Source organism: Litorivita pollutaquae, assembly GCF_003205515.1.
Classification (GTDB): domain Bacteria; phylum Pseudomonadota; class Alphaproteobacteria; order Rhodobacterales; family Rhodobacteraceae; genus Litorivita; species Litorivita pollutaquae.
On record NZ_KZ826491.1, the window covers coordinates 42,427 to 69,370 of the forward strand.

General features: G+C 58.6%; 26 protein-coding genes and 1 other RNA gene. 19 read left to right on the top strand and 8 right to left on the bottom strand.

Features of this window, described 5'->3' with window-relative positions; all coding sequences use genetic code 11:
• Positions 1-7: 7 nt before the first annotated feature.
• Positions 8-850, top strand: a complete 843-nt coding sequence (gene ypfJ, locus DI396_RS14715; protein ID WP_110797001.1) for a KPN_02809 family neutral zinc metallopeptidase — start codon at positions 8-10, stop codon at positions 848-850.
• Positions 851-952: 102 nt separating this feature from the next.
• The gene (locus DI396_RS14720; RefSeq protein WP_110797003.1) at positions 953-1,318 is read left to right on the top strand and encodes a DUF6404 family protein; all 366 of its coding nucleotides are present in this window, start codon (positions 953-955) and stop codon (positions 1,316-1,318) included.
• A 52-nt stretch (positions 1,319-1,370) separates the two neighbouring features.
• On the opposite strand, the gene rsgA is transcribed toward DI396_RS14720, so the two are convergent.
• The 4 genes from rsgA to DI396_RS14740 form a co-directional block, all read right to left on the bottom strand.
• A complete protein-coding gene (gene rsgA / locus DI396_RS14725) occupies positions 1,371-2,477 on the bottom strand; it encodes a ribosome small subunit-dependent GTPase A (RefSeq protein WP_110797072.1) in 1,107 nt (368 codons plus the stop codon).
• A 191-nt stretch (positions 2,478-2,668) separates the two neighbouring features.
• Positions 2,669-2,767, bottom strand: an RNA gene (ffs, locus tag DI396_RS14730) — signal recognition particle sRNA small type.
• Positions 2,768-2,841: 74 nt separating this feature from the next.
• Entirely contained in the window at positions 2,842-3,192 is a 351-nt protein-coding gene (locus DI396_RS14735) for a hypothetical protein (RefSeq protein ID WP_162617242.1), read from the bottom strand.
• Positions 3,193-3,340: 148 nt separating this feature from the next.
• Entirely contained in the window at positions 3,341-5,260 is a 1,920-nt protein-coding gene (locus DI396_RS14740) for a bifunctional 2',3'-cyclic-nucleotide 2'-phosphodiesterase/3'-nucleotidase (protein WP_162617243.1), read from the bottom strand.
• A gap of 275 nt (positions 5,261-5,535) precedes the next feature.
• On the opposite strand from DI396_RS14740, the gene nudC reads away from it, so the two are divergent.
• Together nudC and DI396_RS14750 are read left to right on the top strand one after the other, a co-directional pair.
• On the top strand, positions 5,536-6,507 hold the full coding sequence (nudC, locus tag DI396_RS14745; protein ID WP_110797009.1) for an NAD(+) diphosphatase: 972 nt from the start codon (positions 5,536-5,538) through the stop codon (positions 6,505-6,507).
• A 49-nt stretch (positions 6,508-6,556) separates the two neighbouring features.
• A complete protein-coding gene (locus DI396_RS14750) occupies positions 6,557-7,024 on the top strand; it encodes an SRPBCC family protein (RefSeq protein ID WP_110797010.1) in 468 nt (155 codons plus the stop codon).
• Positions 7,025-7,053: 29 nt separating this feature from the next.
• Here DI396_RS14750 and DI396_RS16465 read toward each other — a convergent pair whose 3' ends face one another.
• Together DI396_RS16465 and DI396_RS14760 are read right to left on the bottom strand one after the other, a co-directional pair.
• Positions 7,054-7,197: a hypothetical protein gene (locus tag DI396_RS16465; RefSeq protein ID WP_162617244.1), complete on the bottom strand. Its 144-nt coding sequence runs from the start codon at positions 7,195-7,197 to the stop codon at positions 7,054-7,056.
• 174 nt (positions 7,198-7,371) lie between these two features.
• Complete coding sequence (locus tag DI396_RS14760; RefSeq protein WP_110797013.1) at positions 7,372-8,214, bottom strand: prephenate dehydratase; 843 nt, start codon at positions 8,212-8,214, stop codon at positions 7,372-7,374.
• A gap of 145 nt (positions 8,215-8,359) precedes the next feature.
• Here DI396_RS14760 and DI396_RS14765 point away from each other — a divergent pair, with 145 nt between their 5' ends.
• From DI396_RS14765 to DI396_RS14785, 5 genes are all read left to right on the top strand, one after another.
• On the top strand, positions 8,360-8,884 hold the full coding sequence (locus DI396_RS14765; protein ID WP_110797014.1) for a c-type cytochrome: 525 nt from the start codon (positions 8,360-8,362) through the stop codon (positions 8,882-8,884).
• 283 nt (positions 8,885-9,167) lie between these two features.
• On the top strand, positions 9,168-11,072 hold the full coding sequence (locus DI396_RS14770; protein WP_110797073.1) for an extracellular solute-binding protein: 1,905 nt from the start codon (positions 9,168-9,170) through the stop codon (positions 11,070-11,072).
• Positions 11,073-11,081: 9 nt separating this feature from the next.
• Positions 11,082-12,173, top strand: coding sequence for a microcin C ABC transporter permease YejB (locus DI396_RS14775; protein WP_110797016.1), 1,092 nt, complete (start codon positions 11,082-11,084; stop codon positions 12,171-12,173).
• 14 nt (positions 12,174-12,187) lie between these two features.
• A complete protein-coding gene (locus tag DI396_RS14780) occupies positions 12,188-13,294 on the top strand; it encodes an ABC transporter permease (protein WP_110797074.1) in 1,107 nt (368 codons plus the stop codon).
• Positions 13,291-14,901: an ABC transporter ATP-binding protein gene (locus tag DI396_RS14785; protein ID WP_110797018.1), complete on the top strand. Its 1,611-nt coding sequence runs from the start codon at positions 13,291-13,293 to the stop codon at positions 14,899-14,901. The genes DI396_RS14780 and DI396_RS14785 overlap by 4 nt, the downstream gene beginning before the upstream one ends.
• A 38-nt stretch (positions 14,902-14,939) precedes the next feature.
• On the opposite strand, the gene hemN is transcribed toward DI396_RS14785, so the two are convergent.
• A complete protein-coding gene (gene hemN / locus DI396_RS14790; protein WP_110797020.1) occupies positions 14,940-16,295 on the bottom strand; it encodes an oxygen-independent coproporphyrinogen III oxidase in 1,356 nt (451 codons plus the stop codon).
• Positions 16,296-16,361: 66 nt separating this feature from the next.
• Between hemN and fnrL the strand changes: the two genes are divergently transcribed.
• The gene (gene fnrL, locus DI396_RS14795) at positions 16,362-17,108 is read left to right on the top strand and encodes a transcriptional regulator FnrL (protein WP_110797022.1); all 747 of its coding nucleotides are present in this window, start codon (positions 16,362-16,364) and stop codon (positions 17,106-17,108) included.
• A 96-nt stretch (positions 17,109-17,204) separates the two neighbouring features.
• Here the strand turns inward: fnrL and DI396_RS14800 are convergent, their stop codons facing one another.
• Positions 17,205-18,044: a universal stress protein gene (locus DI396_RS14800; RefSeq protein WP_110797024.1), complete on the bottom strand. Its 840-nt coding sequence runs from the start codon at positions 18,042-18,044 to the stop codon at positions 17,205-17,207.
• 204 nt (positions 18,045-18,248) lie between these two features.
• Between DI396_RS14800 and ccoN the strand changes: the two genes are divergently transcribed.
• From ccoN to ccoS, 9 genes are all read left to right on the top strand, one after another.
• Positions 18,249-19,853: a cytochrome-c oxidase, cbb3-type subunit I gene (ccoN, locus tag DI396_RS14805; protein ID WP_110797025.1), complete on the top strand. Its 1,605-nt coding sequence runs from the start codon at positions 18,249-18,251 to the stop codon at positions 19,851-19,853.
• 14 nt (positions 19,854-19,867) lie between these two features.
• Complete coding sequence (ccoO, locus tag DI396_RS14810; protein WP_110797026.1) at positions 19,868-20,596, top strand: cytochrome-c oxidase, cbb3-type subunit II; 729 nt, start codon at positions 19,868-19,870, stop codon at positions 20,594-20,596.
• A 14-nt stretch (positions 20,597-20,610) separates the two neighbouring features.
• Positions 20,611-20,805, top strand: coding sequence for a cbb3-type cytochrome c oxidase subunit 3 (locus DI396_RS14815; protein ID WP_110797028.1), 195 nt, complete (start codon positions 20,611-20,613; stop codon positions 20,803-20,805).
• 3 nt (positions 20,806-20,808) lie between these two features.
• A complete protein-coding gene (gene ccoP / locus DI396_RS14820) occupies positions 20,809-21,669 on the top strand; it encodes a cytochrome-c oxidase, cbb3-type subunit III (RefSeq protein ID WP_110797030.1) in 861 nt (286 codons plus the stop codon).
• A 464-nt stretch (positions 21,670-22,133) separates the two neighbouring features.
• Entirely contained in the window at positions 22,134-22,394 is a 261-nt protein-coding gene (locus tag DI396_RS14825) for a LysR substrate-binding domain-containing protein (RefSeq protein ID WP_110797031.1), read from the top strand.
• Between the two features lie 130 nt (positions 22,395-22,524).
• Positions 22,525-23,952 carry a cytochrome c oxidase accessory protein CcoG gene (ccoG, locus tag DI396_RS14830; protein WP_110797033.1) on the top strand — a complete coding sequence of 476 codons (1,428 nt, stop codon included), beginning with the start codon at positions 22,525-22,527 and terminating at the stop codon, positions 23,950-23,952.
• Complete coding sequence (locus DI396_RS14835) at positions 23,952-24,422, top strand: FixH family protein (protein ID WP_204362862.1); 471 nt, start codon at positions 23,952-23,954, stop codon at positions 24,420-24,422. The genes ccoG and DI396_RS14835 overlap by 1 nt, the downstream gene beginning before the upstream one ends.
• A 44-nt stretch (positions 24,423-24,466) precedes the next feature.
• Positions 24,467-26,701: a heavy metal translocating P-type ATPase gene (locus tag DI396_RS14840; RefSeq protein ID WP_110797035.1), complete on the top strand. Its 2,235-nt coding sequence runs from the start codon at positions 24,467-24,469 to the stop codon at positions 26,699-26,701.
• Complete coding sequence (gene ccoS, locus DI396_RS14845; protein WP_110797038.1) at positions 26,698-26,856, top strand: cbb3-type cytochrome oxidase assembly protein CcoS; 159 nt, start codon at positions 26,698-26,700, stop codon at positions 26,854-26,856. Before DI396_RS14840 ends, ccoS begins: the two co-directional genes overlap by 4 nt.
• Positions 26,857-26,944: the final 88 nt, after the last annotated feature.

Below are 26,944 nucleotides of genomic sequence, written 5' to 3' on the forward strand. Positions count from 1 at the left end.
ATACGCCATGCGTTTGAAGGGCACCCGCGCCAGCCGCAATATCGAAGATCGCCGTCGCCGTGGAGGCGGCGCCAAAGCGGGCGGAATTGGCGGCGTTGGCCTGCTGATTGTTCTGGCCGTGGGCTATTTTGCGGGGATCGACGTGACGCCTTTGCTTGAGGGTGCGGCGCCGATGCAGCAACAAAACAACAGCCGCACATTAACCGCCCAAGAAGAGCAAGCCGGAGCGTTCGCCGCGCGGGTTCTCGGCACCACCGAAGAAGTTTGGGAGCAGGTTTTCGCACAGCAGGTCGGCAAGCCCTACAGTCCACCGATCATGGTGCTTTATGCAGGTGTCACGCAAAGCCCCTGCGGCGGGGCGTCCGGTGCGACGGGGCCGTTTTATTGCCCTGCGGATCGCAAAGCCTATCTCGACACCGCATTCTTCGCCACGATGGCACAGCAATTGGGCGCCAAGGGCGATTTCGCCGCCGCCTATGTGATCGCCCATGAGGTCGCGCATCATGTGCAAAACGAATTGGGCATCTTGCCCGAGGTCAATCGCCGCCGCGCGGCGGTGTCGCAGGTCGAGGCCAATGCTCTGACCGTGCGGTTGGAGTTACAGGCCGATTGCCTGTCCGGTGTTTGGGCCCGCGCCGTTGGCGGATTGCTCGAGCCGGGGGATCTTGACGAGGCGCTCCATGCCGCGCGCCAGATCGGTGACGACACATTGCAACGCAACGCCGGGCGCGTGCCGCAGCCACACACATTCACCCATGGCACCAGCGCGCAGCGCGCCGGATGGTTTAAGCGTGGCTATGACCGCGGCGATATCGGGCAGTGTGACACTTTTGCAGCGGGCCGCCTCTAGGCAGGATGGCGGCGTTGAGTGACCTAAGGGAAGCGTGTAGAGTTCTTCTTAGGTATAGATTGATTTTATGTGATTGTCGTCAGAGACGGAAGGGCGCGTCAGATGCTCCTGCAGCCGGGTCAGATTCACCGCTCCAAATATCAAAATGCACTGCGCGAAATGGCGCGCGCCGGTGTTGCGCCGCGTGATGCCGATCCTTGGGCGCAGCGCCTCTTGCGCCGCATCGGGGTGCCGCACCGACCCGCGTTTTATCGAGATTTCTGGCACACGGTCGTGGTGAACGGGGTGTCGTTCGCGGCGATTTTCCTTCCGATATTGGCCCTGATCTACAATCGCGACAATTTATTTTCGGCCCAGATTATCGTGGTTACGGGAGTTCTGGCTGGCGTTTTCTTTGGCATCGGCGCCGCATTGATCGCGCGCCGCAAAGCCATAGAATTCAAGCTTAGCTCTTGGGACGCATTGTAGGGCTTCGGCGGGGAATGTCGGTGTGGAGAGGGTGCCGAATACCGGGGCGGGATCAACGGCGATATTTGCCTTGCTTGCCCTGTTGCCCTTCGGATTGCACCCGTTTGTGAAACCGCGAAAGTTTCTTCTCGCGCCGCCGTTTTTCGCCGACGCTTTCGGTGTTGCGGTTGTCTTCATCGGTCAGCTTGCGCCAACGTTCGACCCGCTCGGCGTCCAACGCGCCGGCGTCAATCGCGGCGCCGATGGCACAACCCGGCTCGCCGTCATGCGCGCAATCGCGAAACCGGCAGGTGGCAGCCAGATCAACAATATCTTCGAACACGGTGTTGATGCCCGCCGCGGCGTCGATCAATCCCAATTCGCGCATCCCCGGCATGTCGATTAAAACGCCGCCGCCATCGAGCAAATGCAGGCTGCGGGCGGTGGTGGTGTGGCGGCCTTTGGCGTCATCCTCGCGGATGTCTCCTGTGGCTTGCGGCACGGATCGGGCGCGCAAAGCATCGCGGTCAATTCCCGTCAGCCCGTTGATCAACGTGGATTTCCCAACCCCGGACGAGCCGATAAAGGCCACGCTTTGTCCCGCCCCGCACCATTTGCGCAACCGCTTCAGGTCGTTTTCGTCCTTGGAATTCAGGGTTAAAACGGCTTCGATCCGGTCCGAGATCGCTTGTGCTTCGGCGGCATAATCTTCGGCGGGGCGGCCTGTGGCCAAATCGGTTTTTGTGAGCAAAATGACCGGGGTGGTGTCAGCCTCCAGCGCCAAGGCAACATAGCGTTCCAACCGCGCGACGTTGAAATCGGCATTGCAGGAGGTGACGATGAACAGCGTATCTACATTGGCCGCGATCAATTGAGGGCGCACTTCGGGACCGGCTGCGCGGCGGGTCAGCAGCGAGCGGCGGGTCAAGATGCGCACGACGCGGCCGGTGTCCTGGGCCAGAACCCAATCGCCGACGGCGACCTCGCCAGTGGTCAGCCCCGGCGGAAAATGCAACGCGACAGGACCCGCTTCATTGAGGCCCGTGGCGCCGGCGCGCTCCAGATGGGTGATGCGATAAAACCCGATACGCGCCTCGTCTTCGGTGATCTGATCGGCAAAATAGCGGCTCCAACCGAGATCGGCATTGCAATGCATGGGGGCGGCGGGCCTATCGGTCATAGCGCGATAGGTTCGGGGCCGCAGCACGCCGAGCAGATTGGCCAATGGGAGGTGAGCCGCGCCAAATCCAGCGGTCAGGCGGCCGTCGGCAGGACATAAATGCAGATCATGAACATCCCTCCGGTCGGGCATGGGTGGCAGGCAACCGGCCAATATAGGGCCGGTTTGCGTCCGCACGACGCGGCGGAGCAAGGTGAGAGGCTGGACAACGACCCAAGCGGGGCTCGTTACGGCTGCTTCCTTCCGGATCTGACCGGGTTGGCGAGGCGCTCGCCCGCGCCAACCTCTCACGGCTGCATATAGGGGCAGCGCAGTGGATTCGCAAGCCTTACGCACGCGGTGTGTCCGAAGGGACACCTGCGGTTTATGGCGTGCGGATGCCGCAACGGATCTGCCCAAACAGGCCATAGCACGCAAGCGTGCGGCCAAATCCGGTCATCGCGTAACGGTTATAAATCAAATGGTCGGTGAAATCCTGCCTCACCTGCGGTTTGACAATCTCAAAGCAGGCCGTGGCCGAGACCTTGCAAATTTCAGTCAGCCCCTCTGCCACGATCAAATTCTCGGGAATAAAACTTTGGGCCATCACCGCGCGGCGCAGGGCGCCGGGCACATGGTCCATAAGATCGGATGTCGTGGGGCGGGTCATGACCGCAGCGACAAGCCCAACGAAAACCGCCGCGAGACAGAGCCAGACGAGGGGAAGGGTGCGCATGTGAAACGTCCTGTTGTTAATCCCCGCGCGAAGGCGGCGGGCGGTGCGCATGCAAAATCCGATTTCGCGGCAGATGTCTAGATGAAGTGTCGGCGTGCGCGTGCCGCAGGGGAGGCCGCCCGCCTTGGCGCGCATGCCGTCCGCGTGATTACAAAGTCAGCCGGAAGCGGGTAAACCCGCTGTCTAGATCGCCAAGGAGTTCAGGCGCAAAATGGGCGATTTCATCGATGTGGGCGCGGGCGGACGGCGAGGTGTCAAATAACACTGTCGCCTTCCCTGCCGGAACAAAGGACCAAATTTCGCGATGGTCCAGGCCTTCGGCGGCACCCGATTGAACATAGTCGAGCAGGATGTCGCGGCTTGTCTTATGACCACGCAGGACGACGCTATCGCCTTCGGCCCCGGGGAAGTCACCGCCGCCGCCGGCCCGAAAAGAATTGGTTGCGACCAGAAAACGCGCCCCGGGTTCGACCAATGCGCCATTGTGGCGCAGATTTGTGATGCGGCATGCGGCGGGGTTTTGCATCTGTCCGCGTGCGGTAAACCGCGAAGGTTGGGTCAGGTCGATTTCATAGGTCAGCCCGTCAATCACGTCGAAATTATAGCTGGGGAAATCGGGGTCGAGCAGCATTTGATCTTGGCCCCCTGCCGTGATCTGGCAAAAGGCCCCCGCCGCACGTTCGAGCCATCCGGCCAATTGTGTGCCCGTCACATGAACCGCGCGAAACATATTGGGAAAAACGTAGAGATCGGCCAGATTGCCAATCGTCAGCGCGCCAGAGGTCAGGTCGGTGTAATTGTCCGGCCCGCCGCGCCCCCCGGTTTTGAAGGGGGCGGCGGCGGACAGCACGGGCAATCCCTCCCATTCAGTGCCTTCGATGAGGCTGCGCAGGTGGTGGCTTTGGGCTTGGGTGACCATCTGAACCGACGCATCGGTGCCCAGCATCGAGAAATAGCTATGCACTGCGCGGTCGATCGCCCCCACGGGGCGGCGTAAGTACGATAGCGTTTCAGCATGTGCGGTCTCGGTACAGGCGAGCACCTCTTCGTCTTCTTCAATCAAAGGCAGCAAACGATGATCCGCGCCGCGGGCGGCGGTGGGAATCAATCGGCTTTCGTGGCTTTTGACCCGCCAGATGTTGCCCTCGCGCAGCAAGGTCAGATCAATTTGTCCCAACACATTGCCGCCGAACCCCGGCATGATGGCGGGGGTGCCGCATAGGGTGCCGGCGTCGGGATCGATTTGGGGGCTGGCGGCGTGATCCGGCCCCGGAAATTGCAGATGGCTATGTCCGCAGACCATCGCGTCGATACCGGCGATGCCCGCCAACGGAATAGCCGCGTGCTCCATGTCCGGGCGGTACTGTTCATCGCCAATGCCCGAATGGCATAGGGCGATGACGATATCGGCGCCCTCTGCCCGAATTTTTGGCACCAAGGTGCGGGCGGTTTCGACGATGTCCCGGATTTCCACGCGTCCGAGGACATGCCTACGGTCCCAGACCATCACCTGTGGCGGCAGTACAGAGAAAAACCCGACGCGCAGAGGCTGGGTAGAGCCATCGTCACAGGTGATTTGCCGCGACAGGATGGCAAAGGGCGGCATGAAGGATTGTTCGAAAATGCTGTGGCGTTGGGCTTGGGCGGGGGAAAATACATTCGAGGAAATCACTGGAAACCGGGCATCGTTTAGGGCGGTTTCGAGGAAGTCGATGCCGAAGTTGAATTCGTGATTGCCCAGACCAACGACATCATAGTTCAGCCGATTCATCGCCGCGATGGCCGGGTGGGACGCGGGGTTGTCATCTGGGCGCTCATAGGCGATGTAATCCCCAATCAAGCTACCCTGTAGGAAATCGCCATTGTCCACCAATAGGCTGTTTTCGGCGCTGTGCCGCTGTTGGCGCACCAATGTTGCGATCCGTGCCAAACCACCCGCAGCAGAGGGCCGGTCGGCAAAATAGTCATATCCACGCAGGTTGATATGCATGTCGGACGTGGCCAGAAGCCGAAGCGTTGCTTGCGCCGAAGCATGGGGCGCAGCGGGATTTGGGAGCGGATATGACAAGGTGGACCTGTTTGGTTTTAGTAGCAGAGTGGCGGGGTTGTGCGTCTTAGGCACAGGGTAGGCTTGCATAAACAGCATCACTTGAAACTTCCGCCCCTGTCTTAACACAATGTTTTATATAGGCAATCAACTTTAGGCTGTATTTGCAAAAAAAATTCAAGTGTGGTGAATGTGCTGTGCATTGCACTTTGTTGGTTGTCGGGGCATCACTCACTTATGCGGCACGTATGGGCGATATCGGGGTGCATGGATGAGCGGCTGAGAAAGGGACGCGCATGAGAATTGCAGAGACGGTGACATTTGGCGGCGCGGGATTGGACCGTGCGGGCGAGGTGCGCAGCGATCCTGCGGCGCTGGCAGCGGCGCAGGCTGCACCAAGCAGCCGTACGATGGCGCTCTGGCGCGGAAAGCCGTTGATCGCGGATCGGGGGCTGGGCGGATTGATGTTGCTGCCGATGGACCACCCGATCTTCGAACAGGCCTCTGAGGCAAGGATTTTGCTCGGGCGTGACAGGCACGGCGCATATCTATTCGCCGCCGATCTGTCCGATTGGGAGCCCGAAGAAAGTGACGCGGCGCAGATGGGTAACTTTCTGGATCGCTCGTTGCAGGCGCACCCGGCTGTGCCCGAGGGGGCATTCGCGGAATTGCGGCTTGTGATGGCGGCGCAACTGGATCCGATGGAGGCCGAATTAGTGGCCTCGGCCCTTGCGAATTTCAATTGGCACCGAAGCCATATGTTCTGCTCGAAATGTGGAAAGCCGTCACAGATGGCCCTGGCCGGATGGCAACGCATTTGCCCCGCCTGTGGCAGCGAGCATTACCCACGCACTGATCCGGTGGTCATCATGTTGATCACGCATGGCAATTCGGTATTGATGGGGCGCTCGCCAGGGTGGCCCGAAGGGATGTATTCGCTGTTGGCGGGATTCGTGGAATCGGGCGAGCCAATCGAAGGCGCTGTGCGCCGCGAGGTGTTCGAGGAAACTCAGGTGCGTGTCGGGGAGGTCGAATATCTGGCCAGTCAACCATGGCCGTTTCCCAATTCTTTGATGTTCGGGTGCTGGGGGGCGGCGCTGAGCACCGAGGTCACCATTGATCCAAAAGAAATCGAGGCGGCGCGTTGGTTCACCCGCGAAGAGATCCTATCCGCATTTGCCGGCCAAAACCCCGAGATGTTGCCTGCACGGAAAGGTGCAATTGCACATTTTATTCTACGCAACTGGCTTGCGGACAGATTGGATTAGGGCGAGACTGAACGCTCAGAAAATCGGCTAACCGGCGAGAGCAGACACGATGCAGTTTACCACCCGCGAAGATATCGAAGCCCCGATCGAGCACGTGTTTGCGCAGGTGTCGGATTTTTCGGGGTTCGAGCGGTCGGTTTTGCGGCGCGGGGCCGAGGTTGAGCGGGTCGAGGACCGACCTGTGCCGAGTGCAGGTATGGCATGGGACGTGCGGTTTCCGATGCGTGGCAAGACCCGTGACATGCATGTCGAAATGACCGAATACGATGCACCCAACCACATGGTCTTCAAATCGACCTCGCAGGGAATCGAAGGCGAATTGCGGCTGGATCTGGTGGCGTTGTCGCGCGGGCGCACACGGCTCAGTCTGAGTGTTGAACTTGCCCCGAAAACCCTGTCGGCGCGGCTTTTGGTGCAATCTTTGAAATTGGCGCGCACCAATTTGAACAAGCGGTTTCATCTCAAAGTGGCCGGCTACGCCAAAGAGCTTGAAGATCGTTTTGCTCGCACGGCCTGAGGCGGTCCGCGCCGGGCGTTAGGGCTTAGTCAAAGCGCTCTAAGAGTGATCACCTCTGGCGGCGCTTGTAGAACCTCGATTTGCGGCTCGCGCAATTGTTCCGAAAGTACCAGAGCGACGGCGCCGACCAAGAGACTGGCAAGAGTGAGCGCGCTAAGCCAAAGAGGTTTCATCGGGTCATCCTTTCGATCAATGTCCTTGGTGATACGGTGGCCGTCGGTCCTTCCGTCGCAGAATGCGCAAATGAAATGCATAAATGAATAACACCCCACAAATTTGTAGCGCGCTTTTCGGGTTTTCCGGCGGTAGAGGCCGGCGAAGACGCAAAGCGCCCTGTCGAGTGATGGCTAACTGTCGTTTTGCGGCACTTTCGCCGCTGGATAGACGCCCAGCAAGGTCATCGAATTGGTAAAATAATCCAATTCATCCAGCGCAAGTTGCACGTTGCGGTCGTCAGGATGGCCGTCGATATCGGCGTAAAACTGCGTCGCAGTGAAAGAGCCGCCCACCATATAGCTTTCCAGCTTGGTCATGTTGATGCCATTGGTGGCAAACCCGCCCATGGCTTTGTACAAGGCGGCGGGAATGTTGCGCACTTCAAAGATAAAAGTGCTCTTCATGCCGCCATTGCCGCGCCGCGACAGATCCGGAGTGCGCGACATGATCAAAAACCGCGTGGTGTTGTTGGATTGATCCTCGATATGGCGGGCCAATATATCAAGCCCGTAGATCTCGCCGGCAAGTTCGCTGGCCAATGCTGCGTTGCGTTTGTCATCTTGTTGGGAGATCAACAGTGCCGATCCGGCGGTATCCGCGCCCGTGATCCGCTCTATGCCGTGTTTGCTTAGAAATTCGCGGCATTGTCCCAACAACATGGAATGTGAGGTGGCCGAGGTCACCTCGTCCAACGTGGTGCCGGGCAGGGCGAGCAGGTTGATATGTACCCGCACGTATGCTTCGTCGACAATATGCAAGCCCGACGCCGGCAACAGGTGATGGATATCGGCCACGCGCCCGAAGGTGGAATTTTCCACGGGAAGCATTGCCAATTCCGCCTCGCCTTTGCGGATCGCTTCGATGGCGTCTTCAAAGGTGCTGCAGGCCATCGGTTCATACTCAGGCAAAGCCTCGCGACAGGCTTGATGCGAATAGGCGCCCAGTTCGCCTTGGAAAGCCACTCGTTTCGTCATTCGTCCAATATTCCCGTCTATAAACCATCCAAAGAGGTGCAAAATACGCGTCGAGGCGTTTGGTCGCGGAAACTATACCTTGCGTTCGGTAAGGGGAAGCGAATACATACGCGCCCAAAGACACCGATTTAGAACAGGCTGATCCATGTTTGATACAATGACACTGACGAAAGCTTTGGGCGCGGGTTGTGGCACTTTGCTGGTATTCTTGCTGGGCAATTTCACGGCCGATATGCTGTTTGAAACCGGCGGCGGTCATGGCGAGGGCGATCACGCCGCTGGCTATGTCATCGAAGTGGCGAGCGATGAAGGCGCGGCTTCGGAGGCCGAAGAGGGCCCGACATTTGAAGAGCTTCTTGCTTCGGCGGATGTTGGCAAGGGCGCGAAGGTTTTCGGCAAATGCAAAGCCTGCCACAAGGTTGAAGATGGTGCGAATGCCACCGGTCCTTTCCTGTACGGCATTGTGAACCGGGCCGTTGGAGCCGTTGACGGATTTGGATATTCCGGTGCCTTGGTGGCGGTGGCCGAAACCTGGACGCCTGAGAATCTTGACCATTTCCTTGAGAACCCCAAAGGCTTCGCGCCGGGCACCAAAATGTCCTTCGCGGGTTTGAAAAAACCTGCTGACCGCGCCAATTTGATCGCCTATCTCGACACGCTCGGCGACTAAGCTTGCGCACTGATTTTATTTGGAAAAGGCCGCATCTCTTGTGATGCGGCCTTTTTTGCGTTTTCCGGCTCTGATCACGCTTGCCTCACGCAATCTCAACTTGAAACTCCGGTGCTGCCTCCGCTAGCCTTGACCAAACTGTCAGCCGGACATTCCGGTGCTGAGGAGGACACGTATGCGCGAACTCGAACCCGCCTTAAAGCCCCGCCGCGACTCGAATCGCAAAGGCGCTGTCGCGCTGGTGCGCCGCCGGGGCGCTGCCGCCGGACAGGGCCTGCGCCATATGGTAACGGCGGGCGTCATGGGGATCGCTTTGGCGGTATGTGCCGCAGGGTTGGCGCGCGGAGAAAGCCATGCACAGCCTGACACAGGCGATGGCATCATCCGCTCGCACGGCTATTCCTTCTTTGGGGATTTGAAATATCCTGCGGATTTTCCTCATTTTGATTACGTTAATCCCGATGCGCCGAAGGGCGGGGAGATTTCCCTGTCCGCACCGGGCACATTTGATTCTATGAACCCCTACAGCCGCAAGGGCCGCGCGGGGCGCTATAGCTGGATGATTTATGAAAGTTTGCTGGGTGAAATGCCCGCCACCAGCGGCGGGTTGCCCGCGGATACCTATGGCGAAAGCTACGGATTGTTGGCCGAACGTCTTGAGTATGACGAAGGCAAAACATGGGTGATCTTCCATATGCGCCCGGAAGCACGGTTTTCCGACGGCACGCCGGTGACGGCGCATGATGTGGTGTTTTCCCATAACCTGTTTCTCGAGCAGGGATTGCCGTCCTACGCGACGGCAGTGAAAAAACGGATACTAAGTGCCGAGGCTCTGGATGATCACACGGTGAAATTCACCTTTGCCACCGGCATTTCGCGCCGCTCGTTGATTGATCAGGTGGGCGGCACGCCGGTGTTTCCGCGCGCTTGGTATGAAAAAACCGGGGCCCGCCTTGACGAGCCGCGCCTTGATGCCGCACCGGGCTCCGGCCCCTATGTGATGCAAAGCGCCGAGGTGAACCGCCGCATCGTCTACAAACGCAATCCCGAGTATTGGGGTAAGGACCTGCCGATCAACAAGGGGCGGCATAATTTCGATCGCATCCGTATCGAATATTTCGCCGATGACAGCGCGGGTTTCGAGGCGTTCAAGGCGGGCGAATATACGTTCCGGCCCGAAGGCGATTCCAAAAAATGGGCGACAGGATATGATTTTCCGGCTCGCACGCGCGGCGATGTGATCCTCGAAGAATTGCCCGATGGCACGCCGCCGACCCCGACAGGGATCGTGTTCAACCTTGGCAAGGATGTGCTCAAGGACCGCAATGTGCGCAAGGCGATTGCTTTGGCGTTCAATTTTGAATGGACCAATGCGTCGTTACAATACGGGCTTTTTGCGCAGCGCCACAGCTTTACCCAAGGCTCGCCCTTGGAAGCCAAAGGCGCGCCGGAGGGAGCGGAGCTTGAGTTGCTTCGCGGGCTCGGGGATTTGGTGCCCGAAGATATGTTGACCGAGCCGGCGCTTTTGGCACATACTTCGAACCCGGACCGGTTGACCGACCGGCGCAACCTGCGCGCCGCGATGAAGATGCTCGACGCCGCCGGATGGGCGGTGGGAGATGACGGTATCCGGCGCAATGCGGCGGGGCAAAAGCTGTCGCTGGATTTCCCGGTTAACTCCTCCGGCTCCGCGACATTGGAGGCGGTCGTCACCAATTTTGCGCAAAACCTCGAAGCCATGGGCATTGATATCAAGGTCGAAAAGGTTGATCCCAGCCAGTTCACCCTGCGCAGTCGCGACCGTGATTACGATCTGATCTTCGACAGCTATTCCGCGTTTTTGGGCACCGGCACCGGATTGATCCAAATGTATGGCACCTCCGAGGTGGAAAACAACGTCTTCAACCCTGCGGGTCTTGCTTCGCCTTTGGTCGATAAATTGATCGATGTGTCGCTCAATGCGACGACGCGGGAGGACCAGGATGTTGCGCTCATGGCATTGGACCGGGCCTTGCGGCATGAGTTTTTCATGATCCCCGTTTGGTATAATCCGACCTCTTGGGTGGCCTATTGGAACATGTATGAACACCCCGCCGAATTGCCGCCCTATGCTTTGGGCGTATTGGATTTCTGGTGGTGGAATGCTGACAAAGCGGCGGCGCTCAAAGCCTCCGGCGCGTTGAGGTAGTCCGCCGCAATGGGAGCCTATATCTTACGGCGGTTGCTGCTGATCATCCCGACGCTGGTTGGGATCATGGTGATCAACTTCGCGCTTGTGCAATTTGTCCCCGGCGGGCCGGTCGAACAGATCATCGCCGAAATGCAAGGGCAGGGCGATGTGTTCGAGGGCTTTGCCGGTGGCGGCAATGATGGCGGCGCGGATATGGCCAGCGCTGGCGGGGATGACAAATACCTCGGTGCGCGCGGCCTTCCGGCGGAGTTCATCGCTGATCTCGAACGACAATTTGGCCTCGACAAACCGCCGCTTGAGCGGTTCTTCGGGATGATGTGGAATTATATGCGGCTTGATTTCGGCGAGAGCTATTTTCGCAAGATCTCGGTGGTTGATCTGGTGCTTGAAAAGATGCCGGTGTCGATCACATTGGGCCTGTGGTCCACGATTATTGCCTATCTGGTGTCGATCCCTTTGGGTATTCGCAAGGCCGTACATGACGGATCGCGCTTTGACACATGGACGTCGGGGTTGATCATCGTCGCCTATGCGATCCCGGGATTTTTGTTTGCGATTTTGTTGATGGTCCTCTTCGCGGGCGGCTCGTATTGGCAAATCTTCCCGCTGCGCGGGCTGACCTCCGAGAACTTTGATCAACTTAGCGCCTTTGGAAAGGCCAAGGATTACCTGTGGCATATCGCTTTGCCGGTGATTGCATCGACGATTTCGGCCTTTGCCACGCTGACCCTGCTGACAAAGAACAGCTTTCTCGACGAGATCAAAAAGCAATATGTGATGACCGCGCGGGCCAAGGGATTGACCGCGTCGCGGGTGCTTTATGGTCATGTGTTCCGCAACGCGATGCTCATCGTGATTGCCGGATTTCCGGCCGTGTTCATCGGCGTGTTCTTTGGCGGGAGCTTGTTGATCGAAACGATTTTCTCGCTTGATGGGTTGGGGCGGCTCGGGTTCGAGGCCGCCGTGGCGCGCGATTATCCGGTGATGTTCGGCACGCTGTTTATCTTTGGCCTGATCGGTCTCGTGGTCGGCATCCTGTCGGATCTGATGTATGTGTTGGTCGATCCGCGCATCGATTTTGAAAAGCGGGAGGGATAGGCGATATGGCTTTGATCACGCTCTCGCCGCTCAACGCCCGCCGGTGGCGTAATTTCCGCCGCAACGGACGGGCCTTTTGGTCTTTGATCCTGTTCAGCATTCTCTTCGGCCTGTCGATGTTTGCCGAGTTTTTAGCCAACGACAAACCGATCCTCGTGAACTATCGCGGCGGGTATTACATGCCGATTTTCAAATTCTACCCCGAGGTGGCGTTTGGCGGGGATTTCAAAACCGAAGCGATTTATCGCGATCCCGAGGTTAAATGCCTGATCCGGTCGGGCGGGATCGAGGATTGTTTCGACGATCCTGAGGATATTTTGAAAGAGATCGACGCAGGCACATATAGCGCCGAGGGGTTCAAGAAAGGTTGGTCGATCTGGCCGCCGATCCCCTACAGTTATGACACGCCTGTGGACCGCCCCGGTGCCGCGCCATTGCCGCCGAACGGGCAAAACCTGCTGGGCACGGATGACACCAAACGCGATGTGTTGGCGCGGGTGATATATGGGTTCCGACTGTCGGTTTTGTTCACATTGATCGTTACGGTGATCTCGACAGCGATCGGAATCGCGGCGGGCGCGTTACAGGGGTATTTTGGCGGCTGGGTGGATTTGATCACCCAAAGGGCGATGGAAATCTGGTCTTCGACGCCGCAAATTTACGTCATCATCATCATGTTCTCGATCCTGCCGCGGGGGTTTTGGCTGTTGGTGTTCATCACGGTGCTGTTCGGTTGGATGAGCCTTGTGGGCGTGGTGCGGGCCGAATTTTTGCGCGCGCGCAATCTTGAATATGTGCGCGCGGCCAAGGCATTGGGCGTCAGCAACGCGACCATCATGTTCCGCCACATGTTGCCCAACGCGATGGTGGCGACGCTGACAATGTTGCCCTTCATCGTGACGGGCACAATCGCCTTGCTGGCGGGGCTGGATTTCCTTGGCTTCGGCTTGCCTGCATCTTTGCCGTCTTTGGGCGAATTGACCTTGCAGGCCAAACAGAACCTTGAAGCCCCTTGGCTCGCCTTCACGGCCTTCTTCGCTTTTGCCATTATGCTGTCGCTGCTCGTTTTCATTTTCGAGGGCGTGCGCGATGCGTTTGATCCCAGAAAGACCTTTCAATGAGTATTCTAGAGGTCAAAAACCTGACTGTGGGCTTTCGTCAGGATGGCAAGGTCCACGCGGCGGTCAAAGGAGTGAGCTTTGCTTTGGATCGCGGGGAAACCGTGGCTTTGGTGGGCGAATCCGGTTCGGGTAAATCGGTTACGGCGCTGTCGACCGTGTCGCTTTTGGGCAGCAATGCCGAGGTCAGCGGATCGGTGACCTATGACGGCACCGAGATGATCGGAGCAAATGAACGCGACCTGCGCCGGGTGCGGGGCAACGATATTTCCTTTATTTTCCAAGAGCCGATGACCTCGCTCAATCCGCTTCATACGTTGGAAAAACAACTGGCGGAGTCGATCGAGTTGCATCAAGGGCTGCGCGGCGCGGCGCTGAGTGCGCGGATTATCGAATTGCTGCTCCGTGTCGGCATTCGCGACCCCGAAACCCGGTTGGGTGCCTATCCGCACCAATTATCGGGCGGGCAAAGGCAACGTGTGATGATCGCTATGGCTTTGGCCAATAAGCCTGACATCTTGATCGCGGATGAGCCGACGACGGCCCTTGATGTGACCATTCAGGCGCAGATTTTGGAATTGCTGGCCGAGCTCAAACGCGAAGAGAACATGGGGCTGTTGTTCATCACCCATGATTTGGGCGTGGTGCGCCGGATTGCTGATCGTGTCTGCGTGATGAAAGACGGAGAGATCGTCGAGGAGGGGCCAACGGCGGATATTTTCGCCGCGCCACAGCATCCTTATACACAAAAACTTCTGGCGGCCCGTGCGGTCGGGCGGCCCGCGCCGGTGGCTGCGGACGCGCCGGTGGTGGCACAGACCGAGCATCTCAAAGTCTGGTTTCCGATCCAAAAGGGGTTTTTGAAAAAAACCGTTGGCCATGTCAAAGCGGTGAATGACGCGTCGATTTCTGTGCGGGCGGGTGAAACGCTTGGCATCGTCGGCGAGAGCGGGTCGGGCAAGACGACGTTGGCCTTGGCGATTATGCGTTTGATTGCCTCACAGGGCGGTATTCAGTTTGATAACCGTGATTTGCACAAGATATCGACACGCGGCTTGCGCAGCCTGCGCGGCGATATGCAAATCGTGTTTCAAGACCCCTTCGGATCACTCAGCCCGCGCATGACCTGCGAGCAGATCATCGCCGAGGGGCTGGGTGTGCATGGCACCTCTGCGGGCAAGGACCGGCGGCAAATGGTCACCGATGTGATGGTCGAAGTGGGGCTTAGCCCCGAGATGATGCATCGCTACCCGCATGAGTTTTCCGGCGGTCAACGTCAACGGATTGCCATTGCCCGTGCGATGATATTGCGCCCCAAATTGGTGGTTCTGGACGAGCCGACTTCGGCGCTTGATATGACCGTGCAGGTGCAAATCGTCGATCTCCTGCGGAACTTGCAAGTGAAATACGGTCTTGCCTATCTCTTCATCAGTCACGATTTGCACGTCGTGCGCGCCATGAGCCACAAGATGATTGTCATGCGTCAAGGTGATGTCATCGAGGCGGGCGAAGCGGGGGCAATCTTTGATGCGCCGCAAACCGAATATACCGCCGCGCTTTTGGCTGCGGCGCTGGATTTGAAAGCGGATGAGGCCGCGACCGGACAATAGATCGGCCGCGTTTGCGGGCGGGGGGCCTTCGGCAGGCCTCAGATGGCCGAGCTATGCCCGGCTTTGCTCAAATCATAGGCATCGATGCTGCGCGCGATCATGCGGGTCAAAGGGCGCGCAGCCGGCGGGATCGCCAACCGATCCGGAGTGACCTGTAGCAATCCGTCATACCCGCAGGCGATATCGGCAAAACGCTGGTCAATCTCGGCCTGCGTCAAACCGAAGTCACGGCGCAATTCCTCGGCATTGATTTCGAAATCACACATCAAGGCTTCGATCATCCGGCCACGTAGGATGTCCTCGTTGCTGAATTTATGCCCGCGCGAGATCGAGAACCGGTCGTCGCGGATCTTGCCGGTATGGGCGCCGGTTGCGGGGGCATTTTGCGCATAGCCTTGCGGGAACCGCGAAATTGACGAAGCCCCAACCCCGATCAGCGCCACGGCGGTGTCATCGGTGTACCCTTGGAAGTTGCGGCGCAGGGTGCCGGCGCGGCGGGCCTTGGCCAATCCGTCTTCGGGGCGGGCGAAATGGTCGATCCCAATGGCGTCATAGCCGTCCCACTCAAACAGCCGCGCGGCGGTTTCAAACAGCGCGAGCCGCTCTTGCGGGGTCGGCAGCGCGTCCGAGGGGATCATCTGTTGTCGCTTTGCCATCCATGGCACATGCGCATAGCCATAGAGCGCCACGCGATCCGGCGACAGCGCCAGCAATTTTTGCACACTCTCGGTGATCTTCTCATTGGTTTGATGCGGAAGGCCAAAGAGAATATCGGCGTTGAGGCTTTCAATCCCGCGCGCGCGGATCATGTCCACCGCATCGCGGGTGATGTCGAAACTTTGCATCCGTCCGATGCTTTGCTGGATGCCCTCATCGAAATCCTGCACCCCGATCGAGGCGCGGTTCATCCCCGCAGCGGCCAGAGCATCAAGGCGACCTTCATCAATCTCGTTCGGGTCGATTTCGACCGAAAATTCGTAGTTCTCTGCAAAAGGGGCGATTTCGGCGATTTTTGTCGCAAGGTCTTGCATCATTGCCGGTTGGAGCAACGTCGGCGTGCCCCCGCCCCAATGCAGCCGTGACAGGCGGACGCCCTCGGGCAAATGCCGCGCCAACATGTCCAGTTCGGTCAACAAGGTTTGCAGATAGGCCAGCACCGGCGCATCGCTTTGCGTGCCTTGGGTGCGGCAGGCGCAAAACCAACACAGCCGCCGACAAAACGGCACATGCACATAAAGAGATATCGCGCTGCCCTTCGGCAGGGCTTCGATCCATTGCGTATAGGTGTCCGGCCCGACGTCATTGTTGAAGTGCGGGGCGGTGGGATATGAGGTGTAACGCGGAACTTTCGCGTCAAACAGCCCCATGTGAGCAAGTTGGGTTTGTGTGACCATGGCGCGAGTGATATGCTCAGTGAGATGCTAAAACTTTGACACAGATCAAACGCGCTAAGAGACCCTATGCTCAAAGAACAAATCAAGTCCCTGCCCCATGAATGCGACGATTGCCCGATCCGGCATCGTGCGGTTTGCGCGCGCTGTGATGCGGACGACCTCGAGCGTCTTGAAGAGATTAAATATTATCGCAGCTTCCAGGCGGGGCAGACGGTGATCTGGTCCGGTGACAAGATGGATTTTGTCGGATCTGTGGTGTCCGGGATCGCGACGCTGACGCAGACGATGGAAGACGGGCGGACGCAAATGGTCGGCCTATTGCTGCCGTCGGATTTCGTTGGGCGCCCGGGGCGCGAAGGATCGGCCTATGATGTGGTGGCGACCACCGATCTGATGATGTGCTGTTTCCGTAAAAAACCGTTCGAAGAGATGATGGAAACGACGCCGCATGTGGCACAACGTTTGTTGGAAATGACGTTGGATGAATTGGATGCGGCGCGCGAATGGATGTTGGTGCTGGGCCGCAAGACGGCCCGCGAAAAGATCGCTTCGCTTTTGTCGATTATCGGGCGGAGGGATGCGTCGTTGAACTTGCGCGGCACTAAGGGGCCGTTGGTGTTTGACCTGCCGCTGACCCGTGAAGCCATGGCGGATTATCTTGGGCTGACGCTTGAGACTGTGAGCCGTCAGATGTCGGCGCTTAAACGGGATGGGGTGATCACATTGGAAGGCAAACGCAATGTGACAATCCCCGATTTCGGGCGTTTGATGGACGAGGCGGGCGATGATTCCGATGGTGGAATGTTCGCCTGATCCCACGCGTACGGAACCGATTTTTCGATTTGTTTGTTAATGTAATGCCCCCTGCGTAGAAGCCCTGCGCAGGGGGTTTTTGTGACGTAATCTGCCCTAATGCGCCATCAATACCGGTAAAGTGGCTTGCTCGAGCATATAGCGGGTGGCCCCGCCGAGGATCGCTTCGCGGAAGCGTGAATGACCATAAGCTCCCATCACGATCATGTCGGCTTCGATATCGGCGGCATGGCGGATGAGCACGTCGGAGATGCGCGGCAGCGTTTTGGACAGAACGTCGATTTCGCAGCGCACGCCGTGGCGCGACAGGAATTGTGACAGCATGCCGCCGGGATCCGAACGTGTCGGTCCATGGGTTGGCGGATCGATCACCACCACATGTACGCTATCGGCGGCGGCGAGAAGGGGAAGCGCCGCCCTCGCGGCGGCCAGAGCTTCGGAGCTTTCGTTCCACGCCAGCAAGATGCGCTTGGGGGTCGGATTTGGTTGGGCATCATTGGGGATCACCAAAACCGGAACCCCTCCATCAAACAGGGCGGCTTCGACGACGGGTTCAAGTTCGGCGCCGCGATCCTTGCCATAAGGTTGCGGCAGCACCACCAGATCGGTGAAACGGGCGCGTGCGGCAACGTGACGTGACAGGTCTGCCAATTGCGCAACGCCGCTTTCGGTGGACCAACGAATTTCGGCGGGGGCCAATTCGGCACGTGCTTTGGCTTCGATGTCGTCGGCCTCGTCTTGTGCACGCGTTATGGTTTCTTGCAGCACCGCAGCATTGGCGCCCGCATAATAATATCCGGTTTGGCTTCGGTCGACACCAAGACATAGCGCATCCAGATGCGCATCCAGCTTCGCGGCTAAGGCGGTCGCGTGAGCGAGAGTGTTCTTGAGTAGAGTGTCATCCGTTAACACGGTGAAAATAGAAGTATAGGCCATGAGACCCTCCTACGGAATGGTTTGACTGTTTTTTAGCATATTCGATGCATGCGGCGGGCATCTTTGACACCGGTCAATAAACAACATCGCATATGTTGATGCAGATCAAAGCGGCGCGCGGCGCAGGGGGTGAAAAGGCCAACAGTCAAAATCCGCCTATGCGAAGCGACGCGAATCGTGTGGGCACCGACGAAGGGACGCAACATGAACAATTATATCAAGCTGATCGTGCTTGGTCTGATCACGCTATTCGCGATGATCGCGGCCAATTTCGCGCGCGATCTGGCCTATATGGTGAACGCATTGACGATAATGCTGGTCGCTGGTGGGCTTTTTCTGTGGACTTTGCGCCGCACGGGCGAGACGCCGGTCGCCGTCGACCAATCGATCTATATGGACGATGTGGTGCGCGCAGGTGTGATCGCAACGGCGCTTTGGGGGGTGGTCGGATTTCTGGCCGGAACCTTTATCGCGTTTCAGCTCGCCTTTCCGGAGCTGAATTTCGAATGGGCCCAAGGCTACGTGAATTTTGGTAAATTGCGTCCCCTTCACACCTCGGCGGTGATTTTCGCTTTTGGTGGTAACGCATTGATTTGCACGTCCTTCTATGTCGTGCAGCGCACCTCTGCGGCGCGGCTTTGGGGCGGCAACCTTGGGTGGTTCGTCTTCTGGGGCTATAATCTGTTCATCGTTCTGGCCGCCACCGGTTATATTCTGGGGGCAACACAGTCGAAAGAATATGCAGAACCCGAATGGTATGTGGATCTGTGGTTGACCATCGTTTGGCTGTCCTATCTGGCGGTGTTCCTCGGCACGATCGTCAAACGCAAAGAGCGTCACATCTATGTGGCGAACTGGTTCTACCTGTCGTTCATTATCACCGTTGCGATGCTGCATGTTGTCAACAACCTGAGCATTCCGGTCTCCATCTGGGGCTCCAAATCGGTGCAGGTCTTCTCGGGTGTGCAAGATGCGATGACCCAGTGGTGGTATGGCCACAACGCCGTGGGCTTTTTCCTCACCGCCGGTTTCCTCGGGATGATGTATTATTTTGTGCCCAAACAGGCCGAGCGCCCGATCTATTCCTATAAGCTGTCGATCATTCACTTTTGGGCGCTGATCTTCTTGTATATCTGGGCCGGTCCGCACCATTTGCACTACACGGCCTTGCCTGATTGGGCTGGGACCTTGGGCATGGTGTTCTCGATCATCCTGTGGATGCCGTCCTGGGGGGGTATGATCAATGGTCTGATGACGCTTTCGGGCGCATGGGATAAATTGCGCACCGATCCGGTGATCCGGATGATGGTGATTTCTATCGGCTTCTACGGCATGTCCACATTCGAGGGTCCGATGATGTCGATCCGTGCGGTGAACTCGCTGTCGCATTACACCGACTGGACCATTGGGCACGTGCACTCCGGCGCCCTGGGGTGGAATGGTATGATCACCTTTGGCGCGCTCTACTTCCTCGTGCCGAAACTGTGGCACCGCGAGCGTTTGTATTCGTTGTCCTTGGTCAGCTGGCACTTCTGGCTCGCCACCATCGGCATCATTCTCTACGCGGCATCGATGTGGGTGACCGGTATCATGGAAGGCCTGATGTGGCGTGAAGTGGATGCCAATGGCTTCTTGGTGAACAGCTTTGCTGACACCGTGGGTGCCAAGTTCCCGATGTATGTGGTGCGCGGTTTGGGCGGTGTGATGTATATCACGGGCTCCCTGATCATGTGCTACAACCTGTTCATGACTGTGCGTCGCTCTCCGGCTATCGAAGCCGGTGCGCATGACGCAGTCCCGGCCGAATAAGGAGGGCCGGAATCATGGCTATTCTCGACAAACACGGCGTTATCGAAAAGAACGTCACGCTGCTCTCGGTCTTTGCCTTTTTGGTGGTGACCATTGGGGGGCTGGTAGAAATCGCGCCTTTGTTCTGGCTGGAAAACACCATCGAGGATGTGGACGGCATGCGCCCCTACACCCCGTTGGAGTTGGCCGGGCGCGATGTCTACATCCGTGAGGGGTGCTATGTCTGCCACAGTCAGATGATCCGCCCCATGCGCGACGAAGTAGAGCGCTACGGGCACTATTCTCTGGCGGCGGAGAGCCAATATGACCATCCGTTCCAATGGGGATCCAAACGCACGGGGCCTGACTTGGCCCGCGTTGGTGGCCGCTATTCGGACGAATGGCATGTGGATCACTTGGCCGACCCGCAATCGGTGGTGCCGGAATCCGTGATGCCGAAATACGGCTTTCTCAGCCACCGCAGTCTCGAGGGGACATATATCGAGGACAACATGAAAGTTCATGCGGTTGTCGGGGTGCCCTACACCGACGAGATGATGGAGAACGCACAGGCGGACTTCCTCGCACAGGCCGATCCGGACAGCGATTATGACGGATTGATCGAGCGGTACGGCGAAAGCGTTCAGGTGCGCAACTTTGATGGCGAGGCAGGTGTGTCCGAAATGGATGCTCTTGTGGCCTATCTGCAAATGCTCGGCACGTTGGTTGATTTCTCGACCTTCACGCCCGACGCAAGCCGCTAGGAGGGGGGGAGAACATGGAAACCTATTCCTTTTTGCGCGAATTCGCTGACAGCTGGATGCTGATGGTGCTTTTCGCCTTCTTCATCGGCGTGATCCTTTTTGTCTTTCGCCCGGGCGCAAGCAAAATTGATCGCGACATCGCCGAGATCCCGTTCCGGCACGAAGACAAACCCGCGCCGGCGCGTAACGCTCGCGCCAAGGAGGTCTGAGACATGGCTAAAAAACCTGAGACCAAACAAGAGGTCAGCACAACCGGCCACTCCTGGGACGGAATTGAAGAGTACAACAATCCTCTGCCGCGTTGGTGGCTCTGGACCCTCTATTTGTGCATTATTTGGGGCATCGGATATACAATCGCCTACCCGGCGTGGCCGATGATCAATGGCGCAACCAAGGGGGTGCTTGGTTATTCGACACGGGCCGAAGTGGCGGCAGATATCGCCGCAGTCGAGGCGCAGAACGAGGCCATTAACACTAAATTGGCGGGCACGGAGCTGACGGAAATTTCCGCCGATCCCGAGTTGAACGGTTACGCGCAATCGGCGGGTGCGGCCGTGTTCAAAACATGGTGCGCGCAGTGCCACGGCTCCGGCGCGGCGGGGGCCAAAGGCTATCCGAACCTTTTGGACAACGATTGGCTGTGGGGCGGTGATATCGAGGCTATTCACACAACGATTTCACACGGGGTCCGTAACGAGACCGACGATGATGCCCACTATAGCGAGATGCCTGCCTTTGGCGAGATGCTCGAGAACGAAGAGATTGATCAGGTGGTGAATTACGTTCTGTCGCTCTCTGGTGATGCACCTGATGCGGCATTGGCCGAGGCCGGCGCGGTGGTCTTTGAGGACAATTGCGCGGTGTGCCATATGGAAGATGGCACCGGTGATCGCAGCCAAGGCGCGCCTAACCTCGCCGATGCGATCTGGCTTTATGGCGGTGATTTCGACACCGTCAAAGAGACCGTGACCTATTCGCGTTTTGGCGTGATGCCCAATTGGAATGAACGGCTGACCGAGGCGCAGGTGCGCGCCGTGGCCACGTATGTTCACAGCCTCGGCGGCGGCGAATAAGCCCCCGCCAAAAGAGATACCCCCGCGCCCTCGGGCGCGAGGGTTGGCACCGGACCTTCCGTCCTGTTCGCGCGTTTCCTGGAAGGCCGGTGTCTTAAATACAGAAGCCCCGCCCCCTGTCAAAGGGCGGGGCTGTTTTTTGTGGGGCCATGCGATTGGCGGACCGGAGTGTCGGCGCCGCAGCGATGTCGCGGGGTCTTGCGCGTGAGGCGCCACCGCGCCGATGAACATTGCTGGATTGCATTTTTACGCACTGTCGATTTTCTTCTCGCCTTGTGTGGCCCTCCGGGGGTTGGTCTAGCGGCGTTTCGCTTGCCCGATTGGCGCAATGCCACATGCAGCGTTTTAACATAGATCGGGAGCATCAATTTGGCCTCCGATTCAAGCGCCGTTCATAAGCGCGCGGCATTTCCATCCTGCGCGCGGCGGCGTCGGCCGCAGCCTTGCAATCGGGGTTCGGCCCCATGGGTCGTAAAATCAACGGTTTGACCGGACGGGATGCGGATCTCCCGTTGCAAATCACTGCTACGCCAAGGGCAGGGCAGGGCGTTGCGATTGCGGCCAAAATTTTCGTCGCGGCGGACCTCAAAGCGGGGCGGTTGCAGATGCTGTTCAAAGACGAGCGTCACACAGGATATTATTTGGTCATACCTCCCGGGGTGCAACGTCCCGCCCTGCGCGCCTTTGTCCGGTGGCTGCGCAGCCAGATTGATGTCACCTTCTAACCTGTTGACGCAGCCGTGATCGTTAGGCCGGTAATAAGATGCGTTTAGAAGTTAGATTTGATGCAGATCAAAGCTGTGGCGCGCGTGTCCTGTGACAAGGAAGCTAGAAATACACATACGGAGTTTCGCAGTGTCCGATTCTGAGACCCCCAGTCTATACGCGGCCCGCGAGCCAATTTTTCCCAAACGCGTGTCAGGTCTGTTTCGCAATCTGAAATGGGGAATCATGATCGTCACTTTGGGGATCTACTACATCACCCCATGGCTGCGATGGGATCGCGGACCCGAATTGCCGGATCAGGCGGTCTTGGTCGATCTGGCCAGCCGGCGGTTTTTCTTTTTCTGGATCGAGATTTGGCCGCATGAATTTTATTTCATCGCTGGGCTGTTGGTCATGGCGGGGTTGGGATTGTTTTTGTTCACCTCGGCCTTGGGGCGCGTGTGGTGCGGCTATGCCTGTCCGCAAACGGTGTGGACGGATCTTTTTATTCTTGTCGAACGCTGGATCGAAGGGGACCGCAATGCGCGGTTGCGCCTGCACCGGCAGAAAAAGCTCGATTTTCGCAAGGCGCGATTGCGGCTGACGAAATGGACGACATGGCTATTGATCTCGGTTGCAACCGGCGGGGCATGGGTGTTCTATTTCACTGATGCGCCGACGCTTTTGGTTAATCTGGCCACCATGAACGCGCATCCTGTGGCCTATACGACCATTGCGGTTCTGACCCTGACAACCTTTATCTTTGGCGGTTTCGCGCGCGAGCAGATCTGTATCTATGCGTGCCCCTGGCCACGGATTCAGGCGGCGATGATGGACGAGGACACATTGGTTGTCGGCTATCGTGAATGGCGCGGCGAGCCACGCGGCAAGCACCGCAAAGCCGAAGGCGCAGAGGCATTAGGCGATTGTATCGATTGCATGGCCTGCGTCAACGTCTGCCCGGTGGGGATCGACATTCGCGACGGGCAGCAATTGGAATGTATCACCTGCGGGCTTTGCATTGATGCCTGCGATGACATGATGGACAAAATCGGCAAGCCGCGCGGCTTGATCGATTATATGGCCCTGACCGACGAGAGCCGTGAACGCGCGGGGATGGAGCCGAAGTCGGTATGGAAACATGTGTTCCGCCCGCGCACCGTCATGTATACGATTCTGTGGGCTTCGGTCGGCTTTGCGCTGCTGTTTGCGTTGTTCATCCGCTCCGACATCGATCTGACGGTGGCGCCGGTGCGCAATCCGACCTTCATCACCCTGTCGGATGGCACGATCCGCAACACCTATGAGGTGCGTTTGCGCAACAAACATGGCGAGGAACGGCCATTTCGCGTCACGGTGTCGGGCGATCCATCGCTGCATGTGACCGTCGAAGGCAGCCCCTATGAGGTCGTGCCGGTGCCGGCTGATAGCACCAAATTGGCGCGCATTTATGTGATGGCACCCAAGGGCTCCACGCCCGCCGAAGCCGAACGCACCGAGTTCCGGTTCTGGGTCGAAGATACGGCCAGCGGCGAGCGGGCCTACAAAGACAGCGTGTTCAATGGAAGGGCGAATTAATGGCAGTCATACGCGCACCGCGCAAGATCACAGGATGGCATGTGTTTGCGGTGTTTTTCTTGGCCTTTGGTGTGATCATCGGGGTCAACCTTGTGCTGGCTTATAGCGCGGTAAAAACGTTTCCGGGGCTTGAGGTCAAAAACTCCTATGTCGCCAGCCAGCAGTTCAATGTCCGCAAGGCGGCGCAAGAGGCGCTGGGCTGGTCGGTGCGCGCGGATCATCGGGATGGGCAGGTGATCTTGGCGATCACGGACGCGGCAGGCGCACCGGTGATGGTCGGGGATTTGCACGCGGTGGTCGGCCGCGCGACCCATGTGCGCGAGGATGTCGAGCCGGAGTTTATCTTTGATGGCACTGCTTATGTTGCGCCGCTCACCTTAGGGGCGGGCAATTGGAACATTCGCATGACCGCCGTGGCGCCGGATGGCACGGAATTTGGCCAACGTGTTATCTTGCACGTTAAACATTAGGCATCAAACATTAGGCAACGCGCTTCAACTCTGGATTTTTCTCGATGACATCCATGCCCACATTGACCCCTTCGATGTCTGCCTGCCCCGCCTGCGCGGCGGCTCCGGCGGCGGAGGCTTTGGCAAACCGCGCGGCGATCAAGGATGCACAGATCGCGTTGAGCTTGCCCGAAATCCATTGTTCGGCCTGTATTGCGGGCGTGGAGCGGGTGCTCTCGGCGCAAGCCGGGGTCGAAGACGCCCGGGTGAATCTTACGCTCAAACGGGCGATGGTGCGCGCCGCGCCAGAGGTCTTGCCCGACGATTTGGTGCGGGCGCTGACCCGTGCGGGGTATGTGGCCCATCAGTTGGATGCAGGCACGATCGCGGCGACACAGACGGACCGGTCAGGGCGCGATTTGTTGATGCGGCTGGCGGTGGCAGGATTTGCCTCGATGAATGTCATGCTGTTGTCGGTGGCGGTCTGGTCCGGTGCGGCAGATGCGACGCGTGATTTGTTTCATTGGATTTCGGCCGCGATCACCCTGCCGACCATTGCCTTTTCTGCCCAACCGTTCTTTCGCAGCGCCTATGCCGCGCTCGCAGGGCGGCGGCTCAACATGGATGTGCCGATCTCGCTTGCGATCCTGTTGGCTGTCGGCACGTCGCTTTGGGAGACGTCTTTGTCCGGTGAGCACGCCTATTTCGATGCGGCGCTGACCTTGACGTTTTTCTTGCTGGCGGGGCGTTATCTGGATCATCGCACACGTGCGGTGGCGCGCTCTGCGGCGGAGGAATTGGCGGCGCTCGAAGTGCCGCGCGCGATGCGGTTGGACAGCGTGGGCGGCCGCGAGGAGGAGGTCCGCGTAAGCGCCCTGCGCGTGGGGGATTTGGTTCTTGTCCGGCCGGGTGGGCGCATGCCGGTGGATGGGGTGGTCATTGACGGCACATCGGAAATTGACCGGTCGTTGTTGACGGGCGAGACATTGCCAGTGTTCGCGGGCCATGATCACGAGGTATCGGCCGGCGAGATCAACCTGACCGGCCCATTGGTTTTGCGGGCTACGGCGGTCGGGGCCGATACGTCGTTACACCGGATGGCGGATTTGGTCGCCATCGCGGAAAGCGGACGCTCGCGGTATACGTCTTTGGCCGACCGCGCCGCGAAACTCTATGCGCCCGGCGTGCATATCCTTTCGGCGCTGAGCTTTCTGGGCTGGTGGGCCTATTCGGGCGATCTGCGCATGGCGGTGAATATCGCGGCGGCGGTGCTGATTATCACATGTCCCTGTGCGCTCGGGCTTGCGGTGCCTGCGGTGACCACGGCGGCGTCGGGGCGGCTCTTTCGCAAGGGGATGCTGATTAAAGACGCGACCGCATTGGAGCGTTTGGCGCAGGTTGACACGGTGGTTTTTGACAAGACCGGCACTTTGACAGCGGGCACGCCTGCTTTGACCAACCTGGACGATCTGCCGCGCGCGGCTGTCGAGGTGGCCTATGCGTTGGCGTTGGGGTCTGCGCATCCCTTGTCGCAAGCGGTGGTGCAGGCCGCACAGGCGGCAAACCTGCGCCCGGCCTGTGTCGAGAGCATCCGCGAGGTGCCCGGATATGGCACCGAAGGTATGTGGAACGGTGCTCCGGTTCGGTTCGGCCGTGCCCATTGGGCAGCAGAGGTTTGCGGCGATGCAGCGCGCGCGGCGCAAGGAACGGCGGCCTGGCTTGGCGTCGAGGGTGCTGGGCTTGAGGGTTTCTTGTTTGAAGACAGCCTGCGGGCGGGCGCGGCCGAAGCGGTTTCGGCCCTGCAGGCATCGGGCCGTGAGGTGCATCTTGTGTCTGGTGATACGCCCTATGCGGTCGAAGCTTTGGCCGCAAAACTGGGCATTCATCATTGGGTTGCCGAGGCCCTGCCCGAAGATAAAATCGGGCGGATCGATATGCTGAGCGCGGGGGGAAAACATGTGTTGATGGTCGGGGACGGGTTGAATGACACGGCGGCGTTGGCCGGTGCGCATGTGTCGATCTCTCTGGCCTCCGCCCTTGATGCGGCGCGGGTGGCCTCTGATGTTGTGCTTTTGGGCGGAGATCTTTCGCCGATTCCCGAAGCCTTGAGCGTGGCGCGGGCAGCAACCGCGCGTATCCGCGAGAATTTCCGCATTGCCACGGTTTACAACGTGATTGCGGTTCCTGTGGCGATCATCGGATTGGCCACGCCCTTGATTGCGGCGCTTGCGATGTCGTTGAGTTCGATTACCGTATCGCTGAATGCATTGCGATTGACCCGCGCAGGGAGGAAGACATGAGTATTATTGCCTATTTGATACCGATTTCCCTGATCCTTGGCGGGGTGGGGCTTTTGGCGTTTATCTACACCGTGCGGAGCAATCAATATGATGACCCCGAAGGCGATGCACAGCGCATTTTAAGCGACGAGTGGGACGATCATCCACGTCCTTGACCGGTGTCCGAAAGAGCTGCCAGATATATATGTGGCGGCCGCATGATCGGGTGGTTGATTGATCTCGCACATCTGGGTTTGCGGCGCG

Bases quoted from the DNA above. Each gene is read 5' to 3' on its own strand.
- ypfJ (WP_110797001.1), top strand. From the start codon at position 8: ATGCGTTTGAAGGGCACCCGCGCCAGCCGCAATATCGAAGATCGCCGT.
- DI396_RS14720 (WP_110797003.1), top strand. From the start codon at position 953: ATGCTCCTGCAGCCGGGTCAGATTCACCGCTCCAAATATCAAAATGCA.
- rsgA (WP_110797072.1), bottom strand. From the start codon at position 2,477: ATGACCGATAGGCCCGCCGCCCCCATGCATTGCAATGCCGATCTCGGT.
- DI396_RS14735 (WP_162617242.1), bottom strand. From the start codon at position 3,192: ATGCGCACCCTTCCCCTCGTCTGGCTCTGTCTCGCGGCGGTTTTCGTT.
- nudC (WP_110797009.1), top strand. From the start codon at position 5,536: ATGAGAATTGCAGAGACGGTGACATTTGGCGGCGCGGGATTGGACCGT.
- DI396_RS14750 (WP_110797010.1), top strand. From the start codon at position 6,557: ATGCAGTTTACCACCCGCGAAGATATCGAAGCCCCGATCGAGCACGTG.
- DI396_RS16465 (WP_162617244.1), bottom strand. From the start codon at position 7,197: ATGAAACCTCTTTGGCTTAGCGCGCTCACTCTTGCCAGTCTCTTGGTC.
- DI396_RS14760 (WP_110797013.1), bottom strand. From the start codon at position 8,214: ATGACGAAACGAGTGGCTTTCCAAGGCGAACTGGGCGCCTATTCGCAT.
- DI396_RS14765 (WP_110797014.1), top strand. From the start codon at position 8,360: ATGTTTGATACAATGACACTGACGAAAGCTTTGGGCGCGGGTTGTGGC.
- DI396_RS14770 (WP_110797073.1), top strand. From the start codon at position 9,168: ATGGTAACGGCGGGCGTCATGGGGATCGCTTTGGCGGTATGTGCCGCA.
- DI396_RS14775 (WP_110797016.1), top strand. From the start codon at position 11,082: ATGGGAGCCTATATCTTACGGCGGTTGCTGCTGATCATCCCGACGCTG.
- DI396_RS14785 (WP_110797018.1), top strand. From the start codon at position 13,291: ATGAGTATTCTAGAGGTCAAAAACCTGACTGTGGGCTTTCGTCAGGAT.
- hemN (WP_110797020.1), bottom strand. From the start codon at position 16,295: ATGGTCACACAAACCCAACTTGCTCACATGGGGCTGTTTGACGCGAAA.
- fnrL (WP_110797022.1), top strand. From the start codon at position 16,362: ATGCTCAAAGAACAAATCAAGTCCCTGCCCCATGAATGCGACGATTGC.
- DI396_RS14800 (WP_110797024.1), bottom strand. From the start codon at position 18,044: ATGGCCTATACTTCTATTTTCACCGTGTTAACGGATGACACTCTACTC.
- ccoN (WP_110797025.1), top strand. From the start codon at position 18,249: ATGAACAATTATATCAAGCTGATCGTGCTTGGTCTGATCACGCTATTC.
- ccoO (WP_110797026.1), top strand. From the start codon at position 19,868: ATGGCTATTCTCGACAAACACGGCGTTATCGAAAAGAACGTCACGCTG.
- DI396_RS14815 (WP_110797028.1), top strand. From the start codon at position 20,611: ATGGAAACCTATTCCTTTTTGCGCGAATTCGCTGACAGCTGGATGCTG.
- ccoP (WP_110797030.1), top strand. From the start codon at position 20,809: ATGGCTAAAAAACCTGAGACCAAACAAGAGGTCAGCACAACCGGCCAC.
- DI396_RS14825 (WP_110797031.1), top strand. From the start codon at position 22,134: ATGGGTCGTAAAATCAACGGTTTGACCGGACGGGATGCGGATCTCCCG.
- DI396_RS14835 (WP_204362862.1), top strand. From the start codon at position 23,952: ATGGCAGTCATACGCGCACCGCGCAAGATCACAGGATGGCATGTGTTT.
- DI396_RS14840 (WP_110797035.1), top strand. From the start codon at position 24,467: ATGACATCCATGCCCACATTGACCCCTTCGATGTCTGCCTGCCCCGCC.
- ccoS (WP_110797038.1), top strand. From the start codon at position 26,698: ATGAGTATTATTGCCTATTTGATACCGATTTCCCTGATCCTTGGCGGG.